General features: G+C 71.7%; 24 protein-coding genes. 9 read left to right on the forward strand and 15 right to left on the reverse strand.

Translation table 11 applies throughout. From position 1 onward, the window contains the following. Positions 1–31: 31 nt before the first annotated feature. Together H5965_RS16620 and H5965_RS16625 are read right to left on the reverse strand one after the other, a co-directional pair. Complete coding sequence (locus tag H5965_RS16620; RefSeq protein ID WP_167455155.1) at positions 32–556, reverse strand: general stress protein; 525 nt, start codon at positions 554–556, stop codon at positions 32–34. Positions 557–668: 112 nt separating this feature from the next. Then, positions 669–1,865, reverse strand: a complete 1,197-nt coding sequence (locus tag H5965_RS16625) for an acyl-CoA dehydrogenase family protein (RefSeq protein WP_310970812.1) — start codon at positions 1,863–1,865, stop codon at positions 669–671. A gap of 141 nt (positions 1,866–2,006) precedes the next feature. Here H5965_RS16625 and H5965_RS16630 point away from each other — a divergent pair, with 141 nt between their 5' ends. Beyond that, on the forward strand, positions 2,007–2,417 hold the full coding sequence (locus H5965_RS16630; RefSeq protein WP_310970813.1) for a DUF4190 domain-containing protein: 411 nt from the start codon (positions 2,007–2,009) through the stop codon (positions 2,415–2,417). Positions 2,418–2,515: 98 nt separating this feature from the next. Then, on the forward strand, positions 2,516–3,241 hold the full coding sequence (locus H5965_RS16635; protein ID WP_310970815.1) for a DUF4190 domain-containing protein: 726 nt from the start codon (positions 2,516–2,518) through the stop codon (positions 3,239–3,241). On the opposite strand, the gene H5965_RS16640 is transcribed toward H5965_RS16635, so the two are convergent. Next, positions 3,238–4,119, reverse strand: coding sequence for a slipin family protein (locus H5965_RS16640; RefSeq protein ID WP_310970817.1), 882 nt, complete (start codon positions 4,117–4,119; stop codon positions 3,238–3,240). The two genes, H5965_RS16635 and H5965_RS16640, sit on opposite strands and share 4 nt — an antisense overlap. A gap of 95 nt (positions 4,120–4,214) precedes the next feature. Between H5965_RS16640 and H5965_RS16645 the strand changes: the two genes are divergently transcribed. From H5965_RS16645 to H5965_RS16660, 4 genes are read left to right on the forward strand one after another with little or no spacing between them, the layout of a single operon-like run. Next, positions 4,215–5,123, forward strand: coding sequence for an aminoglycoside phosphotransferase family protein (locus H5965_RS16645; RefSeq protein WP_310970819.1), 909 nt, complete (start codon positions 4,215–4,217; stop codon positions 5,121–5,123). Positions 5,124–5,133: 10 nt separating this feature from the next. Then, positions 5,134–6,411 (forward strand): magnesium transporter MgtE N-terminal domain-containing protein, encoded by a 1,278-nt coding sequence (locus tag H5965_RS16650; RefSeq protein WP_310970820.1) that lies wholly within the window; start codon positions 5,134–5,136, stop codon positions 6,409–6,411. After that, on the forward strand, positions 6,404–6,904 hold the full coding sequence (locus H5965_RS16655) for a DUF1003 domain-containing protein (RefSeq protein WP_310970821.1): 501 nt from the start codon (positions 6,404–6,406) through the stop codon (positions 6,902–6,904). Before H5965_RS16650 ends, H5965_RS16655 begins: the two co-directional genes overlap by 8 nt. A 10-nt stretch (positions 6,905–6,914) precedes the next feature. Continuing rightward, positions 6,915–8,060: an Mrp/NBP35 family ATP-binding protein gene (locus H5965_RS16660; protein WP_310970823.1), complete on the forward strand. Its 1,146-nt coding sequence runs from the start codon at positions 6,915–6,917 to the stop codon at positions 8,058–8,060. 346 nt (positions 8,061–8,406) lie between these two features. On the opposite strand, the gene tatB is transcribed toward H5965_RS16660, so the two are convergent. The 4 genes from tatB to sigE all read right to left on the reverse strand — a co-directional run bounded on the left by tatB (position 8,407) and on the right by sigE (position 12,386). After that, positions 8,407–8,829 (reverse strand): Sec-independent protein translocase protein TatB, encoded by a 423-nt coding sequence (gene tatB, locus H5965_RS16665; protein ID WP_043784308.1) that lies wholly within the window; start codon positions 8,827–8,829, stop codon positions 8,407–8,409. 78 nt (positions 8,830–8,907) lie between these two features. Next, positions 8,908–10,425, reverse strand: a complete 1,518-nt coding sequence (locus H5965_RS16670) for a trypsin-like peptidase domain-containing protein (protein WP_310970824.1) — start codon at positions 10,423–10,425, stop codon at positions 8,908–8,910. Between the two features lie 723 nt (positions 10,426–11,148). Next, entirely contained in the window at positions 11,149–11,799 is a 651-nt protein-coding gene (locus tag H5965_RS16675) for a hypothetical protein (RefSeq protein WP_310970826.1), read from the reverse strand. Beyond that, a complete protein-coding gene (gene sigE, locus H5965_RS16680) occupies positions 11,796–12,386 on the reverse strand; it encodes an RNA polymerase sigma factor SigE (protein WP_310971363.1) in 591 nt (196 codons plus the stop codon). Before sigE ends, H5965_RS16675 begins: the two co-directional genes overlap by 4 nt. Before the next feature lie 210 nt (positions 12,387–12,596). On the opposite strand from sigE, the gene H5965_RS16685 reads away from it, so the two are divergent. Then, on the forward strand, positions 12,597–13,241 hold the full coding sequence (locus H5965_RS16685) for an O-methyltransferase (RefSeq protein ID WP_308670016.1): 645 nt from the start codon (positions 12,597–12,599) through the stop codon (positions 13,239–13,241). A gap of 474 nt (positions 13,242–13,715) precedes the next feature. Here the strand turns inward: H5965_RS16685 and H5965_RS16690 are convergent, their stop codons facing one another. Continuing rightward, complete coding sequence (locus H5965_RS16690; protein ID WP_310970827.1) at positions 13,716–14,894, reverse strand: MFS transporter; 1,179 nt, start codon at positions 14,892–14,894, stop codon at positions 13,716–13,718. A gap of 62 nt (positions 14,895–14,956) precedes the next feature. Here H5965_RS16690 and H5965_RS16695 point away from each other — a divergent pair, with 62 nt between their 5' ends. Next, entirely contained in the window at positions 14,957–15,928 is a 972-nt protein-coding gene (locus H5965_RS16695; RefSeq protein ID WP_310970828.1) for a LysR family transcriptional regulator, read from the forward strand. On the opposite strand, the gene H5965_RS16700 is transcribed toward H5965_RS16695, so the two are convergent. Together H5965_RS16700 and H5965_RS16705 are read right to left on the reverse strand one after the other, a co-directional pair. After that, complete coding sequence (locus tag H5965_RS16700; protein WP_310970829.1) at positions 15,853–17,304, reverse strand: M17 family metallopeptidase; 1,452 nt, start codon at positions 17,302–17,304, stop codon at positions 15,853–15,855. The two genes, H5965_RS16695 and H5965_RS16700, sit on opposite strands and share 76 nt — an antisense overlap. A gap of 90 nt (positions 17,305–17,394) precedes the next feature. Next, on the reverse strand, positions 17,395–17,562 hold the full coding sequence (locus tag H5965_RS16705; RefSeq protein ID WP_013222969.1) for a DUF3117 domain-containing protein: 168 nt from the start codon (positions 17,560–17,562) through the stop codon (positions 17,395–17,397). A gap of 198 nt (positions 17,563–17,760) precedes the next feature. On the opposite strand from H5965_RS16705, the gene H5965_RS16710 reads away from it, so the two are divergent. Beyond that, positions 17,761–18,555 (forward strand): enoyl-CoA hydratase-related protein, encoded by a 795-nt coding sequence (locus H5965_RS16710; RefSeq protein WP_310970834.1) that lies wholly within the window; start codon positions 17,761–17,763, stop codon positions 18,553–18,555. 20 nt (positions 18,556–18,575) lie between these two features. Here H5965_RS16710 and H5965_RS16715 read toward each other — a convergent pair whose 3' ends face one another. Genes H5965_RS16715 through H5965_RS16735 form a run of 5 tightly spaced genes read right to left on the reverse strand, consistent with a single transcriptional unit; the run spans position 18,576 to position 20,895 of the window. Then, positions 18,576–19,139, reverse strand: a complete 564-nt coding sequence (locus tag H5965_RS16715) for a DNA-3-methyladenine glycosylase I (protein ID WP_310970835.1) — start codon at positions 19,137–19,139, stop codon at positions 18,576–18,578. Next, positions 19,132–19,590, reverse strand: coding sequence for an SRPBCC family protein (locus tag H5965_RS16720; RefSeq protein ID WP_310970837.1), 459 nt, complete (start codon positions 19,588–19,590; stop codon positions 19,132–19,134). Before H5965_RS16720 ends, H5965_RS16715 begins: the two co-directional genes overlap by 8 nt. Continuing rightward, the gene (locus H5965_RS16725) at positions 19,587–19,916 is read right to left on the reverse strand and encodes a DivIVA domain-containing protein (protein WP_310970839.1); all 330 of its coding nucleotides are present in this window, start codon (positions 19,914–19,916) and stop codon (positions 19,587–19,589) included. Before H5965_RS16725 ends, H5965_RS16720 begins: the two co-directional genes overlap by 4 nt. Beyond that, a complete protein-coding gene (locus tag H5965_RS16730; protein WP_310970841.1) occupies positions 19,913–20,581 on the reverse strand; it encodes a permease prefix domain 1-containing protein in 669 nt (222 codons plus the stop codon). Before H5965_RS16730 ends, H5965_RS16725 begins: the two co-directional genes overlap by 4 nt. After that, complete coding sequence (locus H5965_RS16735) at positions 20,578–20,895, reverse strand: helix-turn-helix transcriptional regulator (RefSeq protein WP_091304396.1); 318 nt, start codon at positions 20,893–20,895, stop codon at positions 20,578–20,580. The genes H5965_RS16730 and H5965_RS16735 overlap by 4 nt, the downstream gene beginning before the upstream one ends. Between the last annotated feature and the right edge of the window lie 54 nt (positions 20,896–20,949).

A 20,949-nucleotide genomic window follows, 5' to 3' on the forward strand; every position in this document is an offset into this window, starting at 1 on the left:
CGTGATTCTTCGCAGGTGGAACTGGGGTTTTTCAGGGGTTCGCCGAGGGCGGTTTAAGGGCCAGCTTGGCGAGCAGTTCCCGCCCCTGTTCGGCCGAGCGCGGCTGGCACAGGACGTCGTAGCGGCCGGCGACGAGCTGGCTCGCCGAGGAGAAGTCCCGGCGGCCCCGCGACATGCTGTACCCGATCGCGGCGAACATCAGCCCGGACAGCACGCCGAGCACCAGCCCGGTGAGCACCTGCAGCGCGAAGCCCTGGTTGACGAACAACCCGAGCAGCAGCCCGGCGAACAGGCCGAACCAGGCCCCGGACACCGCGCCGGTGCCGAGCACCCGGCCCCAGCTGAGCTTGCCGATCACGCGCTCGACGAGCATCAGGTCGACCCCGACGATCGTGACGTCGCCGACGGCGAACTCGCTGTCGGCGAGGAAGTCGACCGCCTTCTGCGCCTCGCCGTAGGTCGCGTACGACCCGATCGGCCAGCCGGTCGGCGGGGTCGGCAGCCGCGGCAGGCCACCGGGCGCCCGCCCCCCGCCAAAGGGACTACTCACCATCATCACCTGCGCACTCGTTGTCCGGGCGTCCATCTTGTCAAGAACGCCCGGACCGTGCGAGCCGCTTACCCCGAAAGGCCGGGCGGTCAATTGTCGACAGAGCGACAAACGTCCGTCAGGACCGCGATTTGTACTCCCGCAGCAGGCCGCGGCTGATGATCGTCTTCTGGATCTCGCTGGTACCCTCGCCGATCAGCAGGAACGGCGCCTCGCGCATCAGCCGCTCGATCTCGTACTCCTTGGAGTACCCGTAACCACCGTGGATGCGGAACGCGTCCTGCGTGACCTCCGCGCAGTATTCGGAGGCGATCAGCTTCGCCATCCCGGCCTCGACGTCGTTGCGCGCGCCGGAGTCCTTGAGGCGGGCCGCGTTCACCATCATCAGGTGCGCCGCCTCGACCTTGGTCGCCATCTCGGCCAGCTTGAACGCGACGGCCTGGTGCTCGGCGATCGCCTTGCCGAACGTCTTGCGCTGCTGGGCGTACTCCACCGCCAGCTCGAACGCGCGGATCGCGATGCCGCAGGCGCGCGCGGCGACGTTCACGCGGCCGACCTCGACACCGTCCATCATGTACGCGAAGCCCTTGCCCGGCGCTTCGCCGAGGACCATGTCGGCGCCGATCTGGTAGCCGTCGAAGACCGCCTCGGTCGTGTCGACGCCCTTGTAGCCCATCTTGTCGATCTTGCCGGGGATGGTCAGCCCGGGGGCCACCTCGCCGAAGCCCTCGGGCTTCTCGACCAGGAAGGTCGTCAGGTTCTGGTGGGGCTTCTCCGCGCCTTCGTCGGTCTTCACCAGCAGCGCGATGAGGTTGGACGACCCGCCGTTCGTCAGCCACATCTTCGAGCCGTCGATGACGTAGCCGTCGTCGGTCTTCTTCGCCTTGGTCTTGATCGCGGCGACGTCCGAACCGAGGTCGGGCTCCGACATCGAGAAGGAGCCGCGGACCTCGCCGGTGGCCATCCTCGGCAGGAAGTGCCGCTTCTGCGCCTCGGTGCCGTGGCGGGAGATCATGTGCGCCACGATGAAGTGGGTGTTGATGACACCGGACACGCTCATCCAGCCGCGCGCGATCTCCTCGACGACCAGCGCGTAGGTCAGCAGCGACTCGCCGAGCCCGCCGTACTCCTCCGGGATGGTGATCCCGAACAGGCCCATCTCCTTCATGCCCGCGACGATGTCGGCGGGGTAGGTGTCGGCGTGCTCGAGCTCCTGGGCGTGCGGGATGACCTCCTTGTCCACGAACTGGCGGACGGTGGCGAGGATCTCCGACTGCACGTCGGTCAGGCCGGCGGTCTGGGCGAGACGGGCCATCACGGCTCCCTTTCCGGAGTACGACGCCGCTCCCGGCGCTGGGTTACCGGTGAGTATGACTCCAAAGCCGCAACGCTGCTATGAGGGCGCTCACGCTGAGCGGGTCCGGCACCGTAAAGTGCGGCGAGGAGGGGAGAGATCATGACTTACCCGCAGGATCCGAACAACCCGTACGGCCAGCAGCCGCCTTCGGGCGGCTACCAGCAGCCCGGATACGGCCAGCCCGGTTACGGCCAGCAGTACCCGAGCGGCGGCTACCCGCAGTACCCGCCGGGCCCGGGCTACCCCGGGATGCCGGGTCAGCCGCGGGAGGGCTCGGGACTGGCGGTGGGCGCGCTGATCTGCTCGATCCTCGGCATCTTCCTGTGCTTCCTGATCACCATCGCGGGCATCGTGATGGGCCACATCGCCCACGGCAAGGCCAAGCGCGGTGAAGCGGACGGCCAGGGCGTGGCGATGGCGGCGATCATCGTGGGGTACGTGGGGATCGCGCTCAACATCGCGCTCGTGGCCCTCGGGCTCGCCCTCGGCTTCCTCGACTCCTGGCGCTGACCGGGCCGCCGGGGCGCCCCCCCGTTTTCGACTCTACCGGCGACCACCGACAATTCCGCCGCGCCGCCGGCCTCCCACCCGCACCGAGGGGACCCGTCATGACCGACCCGTCCGGGGACAAGGACCGCCCGGCCGCCGACCCGACCGCGGCGTCGTACGACCCGCCGGCGCCGGCGGACCCGGCGCCGTACCAGCCGGAGAACTACGACCCGCCGTCGCCCGACGCCACGATCGCCGCGGCGACGCCGGACGACACCACGGCCGCACCTGAGGCGGCCACCGCCGCGGCCGACGTCCCGGCGACCGACGCTCCGGCCGCCGACACCACCGACACCACCGTCGCCTCGGAGCAGCCGGCCTGGGACGCGACCGTGGCCGCGGAGCAGCCCGGCCCGCTGCCGCCCGGGGCGTACGAGACCCCGGCGGCCTACATCCCCGGCACGCCGTTCGCACCCCCGGGGCAGCCGGTCCCCCCGGCCTACCAGCAGCAGCCGTACCCGCCGGCCTACGGGCAGCCGTACACGTCGCCGGCGCCATACGGCCAGCCCGCGCCGTACGGGCAGCCGTACGCGGCTCCGCGCGCGCAGGACAACGCGCTGGCCATCGGCGCCCTCGTGTGCTCGATCCTCGGCTTCTGCTCCGGCGTCACCGCGATCGCCGGGCTGATCATGGGCCACGTCGCGCTGAGCAAGACCAACCGCGGCGAAGCGGGCGGCCGCGGGCTGGCCACGGCCGCCGTCATCGTCGGCTACGTCGTGATCGCGCTGTGGGTCGGCTTCTTCACCACCCTGATCATCCTGGGCACGAACGGCTACCTGAACTAGTCCGCCGGCAGCACCGCGTCACCGGGGCTGCGCGGCGACGGCGTCGCGTGGCCGTTCACCTCCGGCTTCGCCTCGAGCTGCCCTTCGGTGAGCTCCGGCTCGGCCTTCGGAGCCGGGGCCGCCGCCTTCGGCGTCTGCGCGTCGAGGAACCGCAGCAGCTCCACCGGGAACGGCAGCACCAGCGTCGAGTTCTTCTCCGACGACACCTGCACCACGGTCTCCAGCAGCCGCAGCTGCAGCGCCGAGGGGGTGTCGGCCATCGTCGCCGCGGCCTGCGCGAGCTTGTGCGACGCCTGCAGCTCACCATCGGCGGAGATGACGCGCGCGCGCCGTTCCCGCTCCGCCTCGGCCTGCCGCGACATCGAGCGCTTCATCGCCTCCGGCAGCGCGACGTCCTTGATCTCGACGCGGTCGATGTGGATGCCCCAGTCCAGCGCCGGGCTGTCGATCATCAGCTCCAGGCCTTCGTTGAGGCGCTCGCGGTTCGACAGCAGGTCGTCGAGCTCGCTCTTGCCGATGATCGAGCGCAGCGACGTCTGCGCGACCTGGCCGACCGCCGACCGGTAGTCCTGCACGTTGACCGCGGCGACGACCGGGTCGATGACCTTGAAGTAGACGACCGCGTCCACCCGGACCGTGACGTTGTCGCGGGTGATGCCGTCCTGGGCCGGGATCGGCATGGTCACGATCTGCATGTTGACCTTCTGGAGCCGGTCCGCGAACGGCACGAGCACCGCCAGCCCGGGTTCGCGGACGCGGGACCGCACCCGCCCGAACCGGTAGATCAGCCCGCGTTCGTACTGCTTCACCACGCGCACGCTCGACGCGAGCCAGACCCCGCCCGCGAGGACGACGGCGCTGAGAATCTCCACCACCATGGCAGCTCCCGGGGTTGCGTTTCCCCTTGAAAGCCCAGCGTACGCCCGCCCGGCACCTGACGAAATGCGCTGGACGCGGCTGCCAGGCTGGACCGGTGACCGACCTTCGCATCCCCCCGCTGTTCGCCGCCCGCGCGCCTAAGGTGCTCGGGCCGGAGGCGGTCCCCTGGCTCGCCGCCCTGCCGGAGCTCGCCGCGGAGTACGCCCGGAAGTGGGGACTGACGTTCGAGGGCGAGGCGATGCACGGCTACGTCGGCGTGGTGCAGCCCGCGCGCCTGCCCGACGGCACGCCGGTGGTGCTGAAGCTGGGCTGGCGCGACGAGGAGTCCGCCGACGAGCCGCTCGCACTGTCCACATGGGCCGGCCGGGGTGCGGTGCTGCTGCTGGAATCCGCGCCGGACGACGGCGTCCTGCTCCTGGAACGGCTCGACGCCGGGCGCACCCTCGACGACCTCCCGCTGCGCTCGGCGATCCCGCTCATCGGCGGCCTGGCGCGGCGTTTGGCCGTCCCGGCGCCGGCGTCTATCCGGCGGCGACTGCGGGCCGAGGCGGCGCGGCTGACCGGGGAACTCCCCCGCCGCTGGGCCGAACTCGGCGAGCCGTTCGAGAAGCGGCTGGTCGAAGACGCCGTCGCGATCTGCCGCGAACTCGGACCGGACGCGGGCGAACTGTTGGCGAACGAAGACCTGCACTTCCAGAACGTCCTGGCGGGCACGCGGGAACCGTGGCTGGTGATCGACCCGAAGCCCCTCGCCGGCGACCTCGAGTGGGGCGTGATCCCGTTGTTCTGGAACCGGTTCACCGAGTCCACACTGGACGAACGGTTCGCGCTGATCGTCGCTTCGCACGAGCTGGACGCTTCGAAGGCGCGGGCCTGGACGCTCGTGCGGGCCGTGCAGAACTGGATCTGGATGATCGAAGAGTTCGCGGAGACCGGGCAAGACAGCGACGACCCGGCCTTCGTCACAGTGGCGGAAATCGCCCCCTGGGCGGCCAGCCGATAGTGTCAGCGGCATGGCCGCGGTCAACAGGGTTTTCGCAGCTCAGCTGTCCGGGTTGCCGGTATTCGGCCCCGACGGCGAGTCGATCGGCCGGGTCCGCGACCTGGTGGCCGGCCTGCGCCTGGACGCGCAGCCGCCGCGGATCCTCGGCCTGGTCGTCGAGCTGGCCACCCGGCGGCGGGTCTTCGTGCCGATGCTGCGCGTCACTTCGATCGAACCGAGCGCGGTGACGCTCGCCACCGGCTCGGTCAACATGCGCCAGTTCAACCAGCGCCCCAACGAGGTGCTGGTGCTCGGCCAGCTGCTCGACGCGCACGCGACGCTGGCCGGGTCGGACACGCGGATCACCGTCGTCGACGCCGGGATGGAACCGACCCGCACCCGGGACTGGGTGCTCGCCAAGCTGGCCATCCGCGAGCGGCGGGTCGGGCTGGGCCGCCGCCGCGCCGCGATGCAGGTGCTGCCCTGGTCGGAGGTGGCCGGGCTGGGCCTGGCCGACCTGGGCGCCCAGCCCCAGGGCGCGGGCCAGCTGCTGATGCTGTTCGACACGATGCGGCCGGCGGACATCGCCGCCACCGTGCGCGACCTGCCGCTCAAGCGCCGGCACGAGGTCGCCGACGCGATGGACGACGAACGCCTCGCCGACGTCATCGAGGAGCTGCCGGACGACGACCAGAAGGAGCTGCTGGCCTACCTGGCCGAGGAGCGCGCGGCCGACGTCCTGGAGGCGATGAACCCCGACGACGCGGCCGACCTGCTGGCCGAGCTGGCCCCGGCCGACCAGAGCCGGCTGCTGGAGCTGATGGAGCCGGAGGAGTCGGCGCCGGTCAAGCGGCTGCTGGAGTACTCGTCCGACACCGCGGGCGGCCTGATGACGCCCGAGCCGGTGGTGCTGACCCCGGACACGACCATCGCCGAGGCGCTGGCCCACATCCGCAACGCCGAACTGCCGCCGGCGCTGGCCAGCATGGTGTTCGTCTGCCGCCCGCCGACGGCGACGCCGACCGGGCGCTACGTCGGCGTCGTCCACTTCCAGCGGCTCCTGCGGGAGCCGCCGGCCGAGCTGGTGGCCAGCGCCGTGGACACCGGGCTGCCGCCGCTGAAACCGGGCGCGTCGCTGGCCGAGGTCACCCGCTACTTCGCGGCCTACAACCTGACCTGCGGGCCGGTCGTCGACACCGAGGACCACCTGATCGGCGCGGTGACCGTCGACGACGTCCTCGACCACCTGCTGCCCGAGGACTGGCGGGAGACCGGGCTGCACGACACCTTGGAGGAAGACCGTGCCTGAGCCGACTTCGGGACGGCGGCTCGACCAGCCCCGCGGCCAGAACCGGTTCAGGCTGAACATCGACCCGGATTCGTTCGGGCGGTTCACCGAGCGGATCGCGCGGTTCCTGGGCACCGGGAAGTACCTGTTCTGGCAGACGCTGATCGTCGTGGTGTGGATCGTGCTGAACATCACGGCGGTTTCGCTGCAGTGGGACCCGTACCCGTTCATCCTGCTCAACCTGGCCTTTTCCACCCAGGCTGCGTACGCGGCGCCGTTGATCCTGCTGGCGCAGAACCGCCAGGACGACCGCGACCGCGTCTCCCTGGAGGAGGACCGCAACCGCGCGGCCCAGACGAAGGCGGACACGGAATACCTGGCCAGGGAGCTGGCGGCGCTGCGGCTGGCGATCGGCGAAGTGGCCACGCGCGACTACCTCCGCACCGAGCTGGACCGGCTCCGGGAAGACCTGGACGTAAAGCCCAAGAAGTCCCGCACTCCTACCGGCTCGTAACATGGACGGGGTGACCAGCACCCAGCAGCTCCCCAGCGTCGACGACGTCCGCAGCGCGCTGAAGAGCGTGCAAGATCCCGAGATCCGGAAACCCATCACGGACCTGGGGATGGTCAAGGACGTGGCGGTGGCGCCGGACGGCGTGGTCACGGTCGGCATCTACCTGACGGTGGCCGGCTGCCCGCTGAAGGCGACGCTGACCAACGACACGCGCGAGGCCGTTTCGAAGCTCCCGGGCGTCGTCGACGTGCGGGTCGAGCTGGACGTGATGAGCGACGAGCAGCGCTCGGAGCTGCGCAAGTCCCTGCGCGGCGACGCGGCCGAGCCGGTGATCCCGTTCGCGCAGCCGGGCTCGATGACCCGGGTGTACTGCGTGGCCTCGGGCAAGGGCGGCGTGGGCAAGTCGTCGGTGACGGTCAACCTGGCCGCGGCGATGGCGGCCCGGGGGCTGTCGGTCGGTGTGGTGGACGCGGACATCTACGGCCACTCGATCCCCCGCATGCTGGGCGCCCGCGAGAAGCCGACCAAGGTCGACACGATGATCATGCCGCCGCAGTCCCACGGCGTGAAGGTGATCTCGATCGGCATGTTCACCCCGGGCAACACCCCGGTGGTGTGGCGCGGCCCGATGCTCCACCGCGCGTTGCAGCAGTTCCTGGCGGACGTCTTCTGGGGCGATCTGGACATCCTGCTGCTGGACCTGCCCCCGGGCACGGGCGACATCGCGATTTCGGTGGCCCAGCTGATCCCCAACGCGGAGATCCTGGTGGTGACCACCCCCCAGCAGGCGGCGGCCGAGGTGGCTGAGCGCGCAGGGGCGATCGCGCTGCAGACGCGTCAGCGCGTGGCGGGGGTCATCGAGAACATGTCGTGGCTGGAGACGCCGTCCGGGGAGCGCATGGAGATCTTCGGCTCGGGCGGCGGCTCGACGGTGGCCGAGTCGTTGACGAAGTCGATCGGGTCGGAGGTGCCCCTGCTGGGGCAGGTCCCGATGGACCCGAGGGTGGTCGCCCAGGGCGACGCGGGGACGCCGATCGTGCTGTCCGAGCCGGAGGCCCCGGCATCGGTGGTGCTGAGCGACGTGGCGAAGAAGCTCTCGGTCCGCGCCCGCGGGCTGGCGGGCATGATGCTGAACGTGACCCCGGCGGGCCGCTGAGCGACGCAGCGCACAAAAGAGCTGGGTGGTCATCCCGGAGCCTGCCTGTCCGGCGAGGACGATCTTTCGAGCCACGGCAGACTTCTTGCGCTTCTTCTTCTGCCGTGGTTTCGCTCTGCCGCGGCTCGGGAACGGGTCCGACCTCCCCCGCCCCTCCGTTCGGATTTTCAGCCGCCGGCTGAAGGGATCGCAGGGATCAGGGGCGGGGGAGGTCTGGTGAGGTGTTTTGTCGCCTTGCGCTACCGGCCGGCCGCCGGCTTGCGCCGTTCATTCGGCCGCAGGCGTCGAGACAGCGAGAAGTACTCGTCCTTCCCGCAGACCAGTTTGGCCAGGAAGCCGATCGCGACTACGTTGCGTCCGGGTCGATCGGCGGGCGCTCGCCCGGCTTCAGCGGCTCCGGCGCCGACTGGGTCTGGCCGGCCAGGTAGCCGTTCGAACCGTTCGTCCCGTTCGCCGGGGTGCTGCTGCCGTTCGTGATGCCCTTCAGGCCGAGCGGATCGGCGTCGCCGTCGAACAGGTGCTGCGTCACGACTCGCTTCGGGTCGAAGTTCCGCAGCCCGCGGAGGTCTTCCAGGGGCTTGCGCAGCTGGTCGAACTCCGGGCCCATCTCCTCGCGGAGCTGCTCCTTGGCGCCGGTCGCGAACTCGCGGACCTTGCGCACGCTCTTCGCGAGCCAGGACGCCGCCTCCGGCAGCCGTTCCGGGCCGAGGATGAACAGACCGGCGATGATGAGGACGAGGATTTCGCCCCATCCGACACTCTCGAACACCAGTCAACCTCCGAAGAAGAACCTACCCGCCCAGGGTACCCGCCGACCGCCGCGCTCCGGCAGGCCGAACGCGGGAACTCAGTCGGAAGCCAGGGTTACGTCCACGACGAAACTGGCACCGTCGCGGGCCAGCTGCACCGGGACCACTTCTCCGACGTCGTGCGCGCGGACCGCGACCGTCAGCTCCGCGGAGTCGCGGACGAGCCGGTTGCCGATCTTCGTGATGACGTCGCCCTCCTTGATGCCCGCGTTCGCCGCCGGGCCACCGGGCGCGACGTTCTTCACCTGGGCACCCATCGTCGACGAGCCGGCGACCGTCGACGACGCGTTGATGCCGATGTCGGCATGCTGGACCTTGCCGTCCTTGATCAGCGCCTTGGCGATCTTGATCGCGTAGTCGCTCGGGATGGCGAAGCCGATGCCGATGCTGCCGCCGTCCGCGCCCGCCGAGCGGATCGACGAGTTGATGCCGACCAGAGCGCCGGTGGAGTCGACGAGCGCGCCGCCGGAGTTGCCGTGGTTGATCGCGGCGTCGGTCTGGATGGCCTCGTAGGTGACCGGCGGGGCGCCGTTGTCGCCGCCCGCGGTGATCGGCCGGTTCAGCGCGCTGACGATGCCGGCGGTCACCGAGTTCTGCAGCGCCAGCGGCGAGCCGATCGCCATCACGGTGTCGCCGACCTGCAGGTCCGCGGACTTGCCGACCTGCAGCACGGTCGGGTTGGTGACGTTGACCTTCACGACGGCGAGGTCGGTCTTCTGGTCGGCGCCGACGAGCTTGGCCTCGGTGCGCGTGCCGTCGATGAAGACGGCGGTGACCTTGACGCCCGGGTCCGCGGCGGCGGAGGCGATGACGTGTTCGTTGGTGAGGATGTAGCCCTGCGGGTCGATCATGACACCGGAGCCCTGTTCGCCGGATTCGGCGCCGGGCTTGAACACTTCGAGCGAGACGACGGCGGGCGCGACGCGCTTGGCGATTTCGGCGACGGACCCGGCGGGGCGTTCCTTGCCGGCCTCGGCTTCGGCGATGGTGGCGGAGCCGGTGAGCTCGGTGCCGGTGTCGGCGGCCCACCACCCGACGACGCCACCGGCGGCACCGATGAGCAAGGCGACGACGCCGAGCAGGACGAGCGCCTTCGGCTGCACGCGCCGTCCGAAGAGCACCTCGGGCAGGCTGAGCAGCGCGCCGGGAGGCCGGTTGGCGGGCTTTTCCTCGTCTTCGGCGGGCACGGCGGGCCCGGCGAGAACGGCGGCAGCCCCGGGATCACGCCAGGGATCGCGGGTGCCGGTCCACAGGGGCGGTTCGGCGTCGGACGGTTCACCGGTGGCTTCCCGCGGCCGTTCGAGCAGGACGCCCTCGGCCCCGGGCGGCCGCCGGAAGGCCTCGGCGAGCGACTCGGGAGCGGGCGGGGCGAGGTTGACGCCGTTGGCCTTCTGCGGGGAGTAGAGCTTGTCGAACGCCCCGTCGACCCCCTGCGGCCTGCCGAACACGGCGGCCTGCGCCGGATCGACGGCCGGCCGCGCGAGCGGCCGCGGGCCCAGCCGGTCGGCTTCACGCGCGCCGGGCTGCTCGGGATTCTCGTTCGGCTCGGTCATCATTCCCCGGTGCAGAAGATCAGGTGGCTGGGCGTGACGATACCCAAGCCCAGTGCTCCGAGTCTGCCGGTCCACGGGTGAAGTGGCTGTTTCTTGAGCCCCGATCCACAACGTGAGGGTGATGTGGACAAACCGCCTTGGAAGGCTTTCAGCGGCGGTTTCCGTCGGGGGGTGGGGATAGGCTGGACTTGGGGACGCCCCCCAGGGAGGGCGGGGGCCTGCGAGGTCTTGTTGTTTGCGGGTGCCGGTGCTTCTCGAAGGTCGCGAATGACTCATTCGGGACGTCCGAGGTCCCGAATGAGTCATTCGCGGCACCGCTGGCCGCCGCTGTGCACGAGTGGCCCGACTTTGCCGGGGCCCTGCCCAGGGAGGCCTGCGAGGTCTTGGTGGTACTCGCTGGCCCACCACCCCGAAGCCGCGATTGTCACGACGGACGGTGGTACCGCGTCAAGGCGGGAAAGCGTGCCTTGACGCGGCACCACCGTCCGCGTTCTGGCTTCGGATCGGGGTGGCGGGGGAGGTCTGGGTGGGTGTGCCGGTCATGCCGCCAGGCGCCTGAGACGCCACGGCCTTGCCGGAGCCCGCTCGGATGGGCGGAGGGGCTGCGCTGGCCATCAAGCCCTGGGCAGCGCCGCCACGGCGGCTGCGCGCAGGACCGCCACCGCGCGGGGCCGGACACACCGAAGGCCGCCGCGAGGAGGATTCGCAGCGGCCTTCAAAGTTCGCTCAGCGGATGCCCGCCGGTACCGCCACCGGGGTTGTCGTCGCCGGGGTCGAGACCGGGGCCGGTTGCTGGGGCACCGCCATCTGGGCCGGCAGCAGGTTCGCCGGCTGCGGGGCTCCGCCGCCCGTCTCCGGGGCTCCGTCGCCGTCCGCCGATGTGCCCACCAAAGCCAGCGCGCTCAGCACCAGGCCCGACACCACCACTCCGGCCCCCTGCGCCGCGCGGCGCTTGAAGCGGCCGCCACCGAGGACGTTCGGGGACTGGCCCAACGGCGCCGATGATCCCAACGGCGCCACGCCGCCCAACACGCCCGAATCGCGCAGGCCCGCGACGCGGTCGGGGCGCTGGACCGCGACCAGCTGGCCGTCGGCCGTGATGGCCAGGTTGTCCGGGGTGCTCGGCAGCTCCGTCTGCTGCGGGATCGACTGGAGGCTCGCCAGGAACCCCGCCGACATCGACGGCGCGCCCGCGCGGCGGATCGTCTCGACCGTCTGGCGCTGCGCGCGCACCTCGGCCGCGCACGCCGTGCAGCGCGTTATGTGCGACGCCGCCCGGTCGCGTGCGCCGTGGGACAGCTCGCCGTCGACGAACGCCACCACGACCTCCGGCAGCAAGTGCGACTCGGGGAGTGCCCAGCCTCGCGGTGCGGTCATACCGACACCTTCGCAGACTGCGGTGCGTAAGCGCGCCGTCGCTCGAGCGACGCGCGCAGCGCCTGGCGCCCGCGGTGGATGCGGCTGCGGACAGTGCCCAGCTTGACACCCAGCGTCGCGCCGATCTCCTCGTACGACAGCCCTTCGACGTCGCACAGCACGACGGCGGCGCGGAACTCCGGGGGCAGCTCGTCGAGCGCCGCCTGCAGGTCCGGGTCCAGGTGGGTGTCGGTGTAGACCTGCTCGGGGCTCGGGTCGTCGCCCACGATGCGGTCGGTGTCCTCGGGCAGGCCTTCCATCCGCACGCGCGAGCGGCGGCGGGCCATGTCCAGGAACAGGTTGGTGGTGATCCGGTGCAGCCAGCCCTCGAACGTGCCGGGCTTGTAGGACGCCAGCGAGCGGAAGACCCGGATGAAGGTCTCCTGCGTGAGGTCCTCGGCGTCGTGGGTGTTGCCGGTCAGGCGGTAGGCGAGCCGGTAGACCCGGTCACCGTGTTCGCGCACGACCTCGTCCCAGGACGGCGGCGTCCAGGCCGCTTCGTCCAGGGACACGGGCTGAGCCCCGGCGTCGGCTACGGCGTTCTGCATCGTGGGAGCAGGCACCTCCATCAGCGTTACTCCTGTCTGCTCCACCCAACGCGGGCCCTCGACACGGTGTTCCCGTGTGTTCGGATTTCAGTCTCTCCGGACTCCTTATGGTTCTAGTGAGACTGGACTGAGAGCAGGCTGAGAACTTCTTCCCGGGTGCTTCCAGGGAGCCTGCGCGGATTTATCGACAACCAACGCTAACCTCCGTGCGTGAACACGCCCACCCCTGCGGCCGCACCGGCCGATTCCGGGTTCGTCGACGGGTACCTGCCCGACGACGAGGTGCTGTCTTCGGCGCGGGCACGGGCCGAGGACCTGGGCTGCACCCCGCTCAGCGCGGGTGCGGGCGCGACGCTGCGCTTCCTGGCCGCGACGCTGTGCGCGAAGGCCGTCGTCGAGGTCGGCACGGGCGCCGGGGTGAGCGGGCTCAGCCTGCTGCGCGGCATGGCTCCCGACGGCGTGCTGACGTCGATCGACGTCGAGCCGGAGTACCAGCGGGCGGCGCGCGCGACGTTCCGCGAGGCCGGCTTCGCCCCGGGCCGGACGCGGCTGATCATCGGGCGCGCGCTGGACGTGCTCCAGCGGCTCACGCCGGGCGGCTACGACCTGGTGTTCGTCGACTCCGCGCACATCGAGTACCCGGGCTGCTACGAGCTGGGCGTGTCGCTGCTGCGGCGCGGCGGGATCATCGCGTTCCACAACGTGCTGGCGGGCGGCCGGGTGATCGACCCGGCGCACCGGGACCCGGAGACGCTGGCGCTGCGCGAGGTGGCGCGGGCGTTCCGGGAGGACGAGCGCCTGGTACCGGCGCTGCTGCCGGTGGGCGGCGGACTGCTGGTCGGCGCAGCGACCTGACCGCCTGTCCACAAGCCGGCTCGGCTGTGGACAACTGGCTGTCGGCCGGGGGTTTGGTCGGTGTGCGCCGATAGACTGGCCACGGGGACGCCCCCCTGGGAGTGGCGGGGGCTTGGCTGCGGACCGGCGGGGCCCGGCAAAGTTCTGCTGGTGCGGGTCCTGGCGCTCCTCGAAGGTCGCGAATGACTCATTCGGGACCTCGGACGTCCCGAATGAGTCATTCGCGACACCGCTGGCGCGCCCGACTTCGCCGGAACCGGCCGGCAAGGGTGGGAACACACCCGGCCACCACGGCACCCACACCCCCCGCAACCCCGATCCGAAGCCGGAACACGGCCGGCGGCGCCGGGTCAAGGCACGCTTTCCCGCCTTGACGCGGTGCCGCCGGCCGTAGTCACCATCGGGCTTCGGGGTGGCGGCACCCGCTCACCCGACGACTTCGGATACCGGAACGGAACTCCACCAAGACGCGACTCACCCGGCGTTCACCAGCTCGCGCCGCTCAACCCGGACCCGCGTCCCGGCCCCCACCGCGGCCACCGCCAGCAGCAGCCACACCGCCACCACCGCGATCAGCCACGACCACCCCGCATGCCCGTACACCCACGCCCCGGCAGCTCCGCCGACGCTGCTGCCCAGGTAATACGTCGCCGTGTACATGCCGCCCACCTGGCCGCGGGCCGTCTCCGGGGCGTCCGCCGCGGCCCAGCCGTTCGCCACTGCGTGGGCCGCGAAGAATGCGCAGGTCAGCACCAAGAATCCCGCGATGACCAGCGGCAACGAGTCCGGCAACGTCAGGGCCGCGCCCGTCGCCGTCAGCAGCAACGCTCCGATCAACGCCCGGCGGCGCCCCACCCGGGCCACCAGGCGCCCGGCCGCCGCCGACGACACCGAGCCCGTTGCGTAAGCCAGGAAGACCAGCGAAGCCACCGCCGGGGACAACTCCAACGGGGACCCCGTCAACCGGAAACCCGCCGCGTTGTACAGGGCGACGAACGAACCCATCGCCAGCAACGCGACCGCGTACTGCGCCAGCAGCACCGGCTTGCTCAGCGCCGTCAGCAGCCCGCGGCCGACGCCACCGGCACGGCCCGGGCGCGGGCCCGGCGGCAGCGTCACGACCGTCACCGCGGCACACACCGCCCCGACACAGGCCACGACCAGCAAGGCGCCGCGCCAGCCGAGGGGGCCTGCCGTGAAGCCGCTGGCCAGCCGGCCGAGCATGCCGCCGATCGTGTTGCCCGCGATCATCGCTCCGACCGCCGCCGCGACGCCCGCGCGGCCCAGGCGCTCCGCCAGGTACGCGGCCGCCACGCCGGGGAAGCCCGCGATCGCGACGCCCTGCAGCGCGCGCAACACCAGCAGGGCCGGGTACGTCGGCATCAGCGGCAGCAGCAGGCCGAACACCACCGACGCGATGACCGACGTCAGGATCACCGGACGGCGGCCGACCACCTCCGACAGCGCCGCGATCGGCAGCACCGCGATGGCCAGCGCGCCGGTCGCCACGCTCACCGCGAGCGCCGCGCCGCCTGGGTCCAGGTGGTACTGCGCCGCCAGCTGCGGCAGCACCGGCTGTGGCGCGTAGAGCAGGGCGAACGAGGAGATCCCGGCCGCGGCGACGGCCGTCTTGACTCGGCGGGTGGAGGTCACCTCCCGAAAGTAAGCAGGACTAACCAATACGTCTAATGCACCCGGGTGGCACAATCGATACGGTGCCGTATGACTCGCTGTCCGCGCAGGTCGCGCCGCACCTGCCATTGCTCGCCGCGCTCCGGGAGACGAGGAACGTCACACGCGCGGCCGAACTGCTGGGTGTCCCGCAACCGACCGTCAGCCGCCGGCTCGCGGCGCTGGCGGACGCGCTCGGGGCGCCACTGACCGTTCCGGACGGCCGTGGCATCCGGCTGACGCGCGCGGCAGAGCTGCTCGCCGAGGCGGCCGAGCGTGGGCTGGCGGCGCTCGACGCCGGCGTGCGGCTGGCGCGCGAGGAGGTGTCGCCGGAGTCGGGGCACGTCGTGCTCGGGTTCCTGCACCTGCTCGGGCGGTCGCTGGTGCCGTCGCTGCTGCGCGGGTACCGGGCGCGCTACCCCGGCGTGCGGTTCACGCTGGTCCAGGGTTCGCGCCAGGACATGGTCGACCGGCTGACCGGCGGCGAGCTGGACCTCGCCCTGGTGGCGCCGCTGCCCGACGTGCCGGTGTTGGCCGGCGCGGGCCTGGTGGACGAGGAGATCCTGCTGTCGGTCCCGGCGGGCCACCGGCTGGCGGGACGCCGGGAGGTGCGGGTGGCGGAACTCGCCGACAAGGAGTTCGTGCTGCTCGAGCAGGGGTACGGCGTCCGGACGCTGACGGACGAGCTCTGCGCGGCGGCGGGCTTCACGCCGCGGATCGCGTTCGAAGGCCAGGAGTCGGACACCGTGCGCGGCCTGGTGGCGGCGGGGCTGGGCGTGGCACTGCTGCCGCGGTTCGGGCCGGGCACGCCGGCCGGCGTGGCGGAGGTGCCGCTGGCGCCGCCGCCGTTCCGGACGATCGGGCTCGTGTGGCGGGCGGAGGAGCCGCTGACCCCGGCGGTCACCGGGTTCCGCGACCACGTCCTGGAAACGGCCGGCCGTCAGCCCAGCGAAGCCGCCAGCTCCACCAGCGTCCGCGCCGCGAAGCCCGTCGCGCCCGGGACCACCTCGTCGTAGTTCTTCTCCGACCGGGCCGGGCCCGCGATGTCCAGGTGCGCCCACGGCAGGCCTGAGGTGAACTCCCGCAGGAACAACGCCGCCGTGATACCGCCCGGGCCGCCGGGCGTCTGCCGGACGTCGCCGAACTCACCCCGGACGTTCTCCGCGTAGTCCTCCACCAGCGGCATCCGCCACCACGCCTCGCCCACGCGCGCGCCCGCCGAAACCACGGCGGCCGCCAGCGAAGAGTCCGAGGCGAACAGGCCGCCCGTGCGCAGGCCGAGCGAGACCTTCATCGCACCGGTCAGCGTCGCCGCGTCAACCACGTAGTCCGGTGAGAACCGGCGGATCCCGTAGACCAGCGCGTCGGCTAGGACCATCCGGCCCTCGGCGTCGGTGTTGCCCACCTCGGTCGTCTTGCCGCCGTAGTGCCGGACGATGTCGCCCGGCCGGTACGACGACCCCGACACGTGGTTCTCCGCGCACGGCACCAGCGCCGTCACCCGGACCGGCAGCCCCAGCGCCGCGATGGCCCGGATCGCCGAAATCACCGCCGCGCCGCCCGCCATGTCCGTGCGCATCAGGTGCATCCCGTCGGCCGGCTTGATCGACAGGCCGCCCGTGTCGAACGTGATGCCCTTGCCGACCAGGAGCAGGTGCGTCGAAGCCCCCGGCGGCTGGTACGCCATCTCGATCAGCCGCGGCGGCCGCGCGGAACCGCCGCCGACGGCCAGCACGCCGCCGAAACCCTCGGCCGCGAGCCACTTCTCGTCCCGCACCGTCACCTCGACGCGCGGGCCGGCCACGCGGGCGGCCGTGTCCGCCAGCCAGGCCGGGGTCTTCACGTTGGACGGCGTGTTCGCGAGGTCCCGCGTCAGCGCCGTCGCCGCGGCCAGCGCCGAAGCGCGCTCGACCAGCGCCGGCAACGCGGGGTCCTCCCCCACCAGCCGGATCGTCCGCACGGACGGCGAAGGCGCTTCGCCGGTCACCTTGTACCGGTAGCCGCCCAGCAGGAGGCCCAGCGCGAGTTCGGTGACGTGCTCGCCGGAGGCCTCCTCGGGCAGTTCCAGCTGCACCGCGCGAAACGCTTTTCCGCCGTTCTCGACGTCTTCGGCCAGCGCCGCGTTCAGCGCGCGGACCAGCGCCGCGCCCGTCTTGCGGTACTCCTTCGGCTCACCGCCGCCGAGGCCCGCGATCCAGCGCGGCCCGCTGCCGGGCACCGTCTGGACGTCGCCCGCCTTGCCGGTGATCCGGACGCCCTCGATCTCCAAGGGCTCGACGTCATCGTTGTCGGGCGCGGCCACCAGCCGGGCCGTCGGGACGCCGCGGCGGAGGTCGGCCGCGACTTCGATGTCGAGCAGAGTAGCCGGAACGGGCGGTAGCGGATTACGCACAGTGAGCAACCTTTGGGCGCAGAGGAACCGCGACCCCGGCCTCCGCAGGGAGACCGGGGTGCGACGGAAGGACGGATCGAGGGAGCCGGTTCAGCCGGTGACCTCCGCCAATGCGGCGCCGAGGTCCTTCGCTTCTTCCGCGGAGAGTTCGACGACGAGTCGCCCACCACCTTCGAGCGGTACGCGCATCACGAGGCCCCGCCCCTCCTTAGTCACTTCGAGGGGACCATCTCCGGTCCGGGGCTTCATGGCCGCCATAGCGTGCTCCCTCCGTCTCAACCGGCGCGCCCGGGTCGCGCTCGCGTGAAAGCCAGCCGGGTCTGGTGTCCATTGTCCCTCATCAGCGGCCGGGCGCATCAGCGGACCGATCTTTTGCCGCCGTATCGGTGCTGGTATGCGGCCCGCGCGAGGTGAAAGACTCTCGGCCGACCGAAGTTTTCCGCGCAAGGAGAAGACGTGACCACATCCGACGTCCTGTTGACCGCCGACGCCGACGGGGTGCGCACCCTCACCCTCAACCGGCCGCAGGCGTACAACTCGCTGACCGTGGAGCTGAAGGAAGCACTGCTCGCGGCACTGCGCGAGGCGTCCGGCGACGAGGGAGTCCGCGCGGTCGTGCTGACCGGTTCCGGCAAGGCGTTCTGCGCCGGCCAGGACTTGAAGGAGCACGTGGGGCTGCTGCAAGCGGGTGACCCCGCCCCGCTACACACCGTGAAGGAGCACTACAACCCGATCGTCAAAGCGATCGTGGCCATGCCCAAGCCGGTGATCGCGGCGGTCAACGGCACCGCCGCCGGCGCCGGGGCCGCCTTCGCCTACGCCAGCGACCTGCGGATCGCCGCCGAGTCGTCGTCGTTCCTGATGGCCTTCGCCAACGTCGGGCTCGGCCCGGACTCGGGCGCGTCCTGGACGCTGCAGCGGCTGGTCGGCTACGGCCGCGCCGCCGAGCTGATGCTGCTGGCCCGGACCGTCGACGCGGCCGAGGCGCTGCGGCTCGGCCTGGTCGGCGAGGTCGTGCCGGACGAAGAGCTCGCCGCCCGCGCCCAGAAGGTGGCGGCGAAGCTCGCGGCCGGCCCGACCGTCGCCTACGCGAAGATCAAGGGCGTGCTCAACCTGGCCGCGCAGTCGACGTTCGAGGAGGCCCTCGACGCCGAGGACGCCGCCCAGACCGCGCTCGGCGCGACCGCCGACCACACCGAGGCCGTCGAGGCCTTCGTCGGCAAGCGCAAGCCGGCCTTCCAGGGCAAGTGACGCCGCGGCTGCTTCCGGGCTCAGGCCGCCCGGAAGCAGCCGGCGACGTGGTCGTCGACCATCCCGGTGGCCTGCATCAGCGCGTAGCACGTGGTCGGGCCGAGGAAGACGAACCCGCGCTTCTTCAGCTCCTTGGCCATCGCCTTGGACTCGTCGGTGATGGCCGGGACGTCGGCCATCGTCTGCGGGCGCTTGTGCGAAGAAGGCGCGAAGGACCACAGCAGATCGTCCAGCGGGGTGTCCAGCGCGGCGATCGCCTGGGCGTTCTTGATCGCGGCCAGGATCTTCGCCCGGTTCCGCACGATCGAGGCGTCCTGCATCAGCCGCTCGACGTCGGCGTCGCCGAACTTCGCCACCTTCGCCGGCTTGAACTGCTTGAACGCCTTCCGGAAGCCTTCGCGCTTGCGCAGGATCGTGAGCCACGACAGCCCCGACTGGAACGACTCGAGGCACAGCCGCTCGTACAGCTCGTCCTGCCCGTGGAGCGGAACACCCCACTCCTCGTCGTGGTACGCAGCGTAATCCGGGGTCGAGTTGCCCCAGCTGCACCGCGCGACGCCGTCGGCGCCGAGAAGCTCACTCATCCCCACCCACCGAATAGTTTTCCGCGAACCGCGCGAACCGCCGTAGCGACAGGCGCACCCCCAGCGCGAACGCCGGCCGCACGACCGGCCAGCCGAGCCGGCCCAGCGGCCCGAACGGCAGCCGCAGGTGCTCGGCCCACACGAACGTCGAGCGCGCCGCGCCCTTCGGGACGACCTGGAACACGCCGGTGCCGGCCACGACGCTGCCGAGGTGCCGGACCCCGCACCGCACCGGCGGCTCCCAGCTGGTGATCTCCATGGTGTCGGTGAAGCCGACCCCGGCCACGCCGGTGAACGCCGAGAGCCGCGAGCCGACGCTGCGGCCGTTGCCCTCGACCACCTCGACGTCGGTGCCGAGCATCCACTCGCCCTGGCGCGCCCAGTCGGTCAGCGCGAGCCAGGTCGTCCCGGCCGGGGCGCGGACGTCGACCGAGAGGATCAGGTCCGTCACGGGGAAGCCTCGGGCGAGGGCGTGCTCTCCCGCTCGCGTTCGCGCTGCTCCAGTTCGGCGACGCGGGCGCGCAGCTCGTCGAGCTCGACGCCGAGCCGCCGCATCACCCAGTCCACTTCGGACATCTTGTAGCCGCGCAGCACCAGCTGGAACCGGACCTCGGTCAGGTCCTCGCCGGTGATGTCCTCGGCGGGCAGCCGGGTGGGCGAGCTGCCCGGCGGCAGCGGGGCGAGCTCCTCACCCCGGCCGAACACCACCGCGGCGAGCAGGAACACCACGGCCGCCACCAGCAGCATGACTACGAGGTAGATCAGCGCGGTCGTCACGCGACGATCGTGGCATACCCACCCCAGGATCGTCTCGCGAGCACGACGAGCCGGACGGAAAGCGCCACCCAGGCGACCATCAGCAGGACGCAGGGAACGCTCAGGAACAGCCGGGAGACGTCGACGAGGCCGGTCGAGCCGATCACCAGCCCCACCGAGGCCAGGTTGATGCCGACGGCCAGCGCGATCAGCGCGCCGCAGAACCGGGACAGCCGGACGGCGTCGAGCCGGCGCGACAGCCACCGGATGCCGACCAGGGCGATCAGGCCGATCACCGGCACGACGAACACGGCACCGTGCGTGGCGTGCGCGATCACGCGGTACCACTCCGGCGTCGGCGTCGAAAGTTTCGTCCACTCGCCGAAGGTGAGGATCCGCGCGTAGTCCCAGGCGATCTGCATCGCCGGGACGCCCAGCACCAGCTTCCACAGCGTCCGGACGCCGCTGAGCATGCCCAGCTCGGCCTGGTAGTCGCGGGCGACGACGGCCGCCGGGCCGAAGTCGGCGACGGCCCGGCGCTGCGCGTCCTCGTCGCTCCAGCCGCCCGCGCGGTAGGCGTCGGCGGCGTCGTGCAGCCCGTCGCGGGCCTCGCCGAGCAGGTCGGCCTTGAACCGGCCGCAGCCGTGCAGCCTGCGGTCCAGCTCCCCCAGGTACTCGTCGATCATGTCCCCAGCACTCCCCCGATGACCGTGGTGAACTCCCGCCACTCGGCGCGTTCCGCGGCCAGGGCCTGCTCGCCGGAGCGGGTGAGCCGGTAGGTCCGCCGCTTGCGGCCGGACACGACGTCCCATTCGCTGGCCAGCCAGCCGGCCCGCTCGAGCCGGCGCAGCGCCGGGTACACGGTGCCGGTGGGCAGGTCGAGCGCGCCGTCGCTGCGCAGCTGGAGGGCCTCGATGATCGCGTAGCCGTGCAGTTTCCGGCCGTCGAGCACGGCCAGCAGCAACGCGTCGAGGTGTCCGCGCAGGGTGTCCGCCTTCATGGGTATGCAGTCTACACGTCGGCTCGCTACATGTAGGCAGGCTATGTGTAGCCT

This window comes from Amycolatopsis sp. 505, assembly GCF_031625235.1.
Taxonomy (GTDB): Bacteria; Actinomycetota; Actinomycetes; order Mycobacteriales; family Pseudonocardiaceae; genus Amycolatopsis.

Coding starts and splice junctions, on each gene's coding strand:
- H5965_RS16620 (WP_167455155.1), bottom strand. CDS start 556: ATGATGGTGAGTAGTCCCTTTGGCGGGGGGCGGGCGCCCGGTGGCCTG.
- H5965_RS16625 (WP_310970812.1), bottom strand. CDS start 1,865: ATGGCCCGTCTCGCCCAGACCGCCGGCCTGACCGACGTGCAGTCGGAG.
- H5965_RS16630 (WP_310970813.1), top strand. CDS start 2,007: ATGACTTACCCGCAGGATCCGAACAACCCGTACGGCCAGCAGCCGCCT.
- H5965_RS16635 (WP_310970815.1), top strand. CDS start 2,516: ATGACCGACCCGTCCGGGGACAAGGACCGCCCGGCCGCCGACCCGACC.
- H5965_RS16640 (WP_310970817.1), bottom strand. CDS start 4,119: ATGGTGGTGGAGATTCTCAGCGCCGTCGTCCTCGCGGGCGGGGTCTGG.
- H5965_RS16650 (WP_310970820.1), top strand. CDS start 5,134: ATGGCCGCGGTCAACAGGGTTTTCGCAGCTCAGCTGTCCGGGTTGCCG.
- H5965_RS16670 (WP_310970824.1), bottom strand. CDS start 10,425: ATGATGACCGAGCCGAACGAGAATCCCGAGCAGCCCGGCGCGCGTGAA.
- H5965_RS16675 (WP_310970826.1), bottom strand. CDS start 11,799: ATGACCGCACCGCGAGGCTGGGCACTCCCCGAGTCGCACTTGCTGCCG.
- sigE (WP_310971363.1), bottom strand. CDS start 12,386: ATGCAGAACGCCGTAGCCGACGCCGGGGCTCAGCCCGTGTCCCTGGAC.
- H5965_RS16705 (WP_013222969.1), bottom strand. CDS start 17,562: ATGGCGGCCATGAAGCCCCGGACCGGAGATGGTCCCCTCGAAGTGACT.
- H5965_RS16715 (WP_310970835.1), bottom strand. CDS start 19,139: ATGAGTGAGCTTCTCGGCGCCGACGGCGTCGCGCGGTGCAGCTGGGGC.
- H5965_RS16730 (WP_310970841.1), bottom strand. CDS start 20,581: ATGATCGACGAGTACCTGGGGGAGCTGGACCGCAGGCTGCACGGCTGC.
- H5965_RS16735 (WP_091304396.1), bottom strand. CDS start 20,895: ATGAAGGCGGACACCCTGCGCGGACACCTCGACGCGTTGCTGCTGGCC.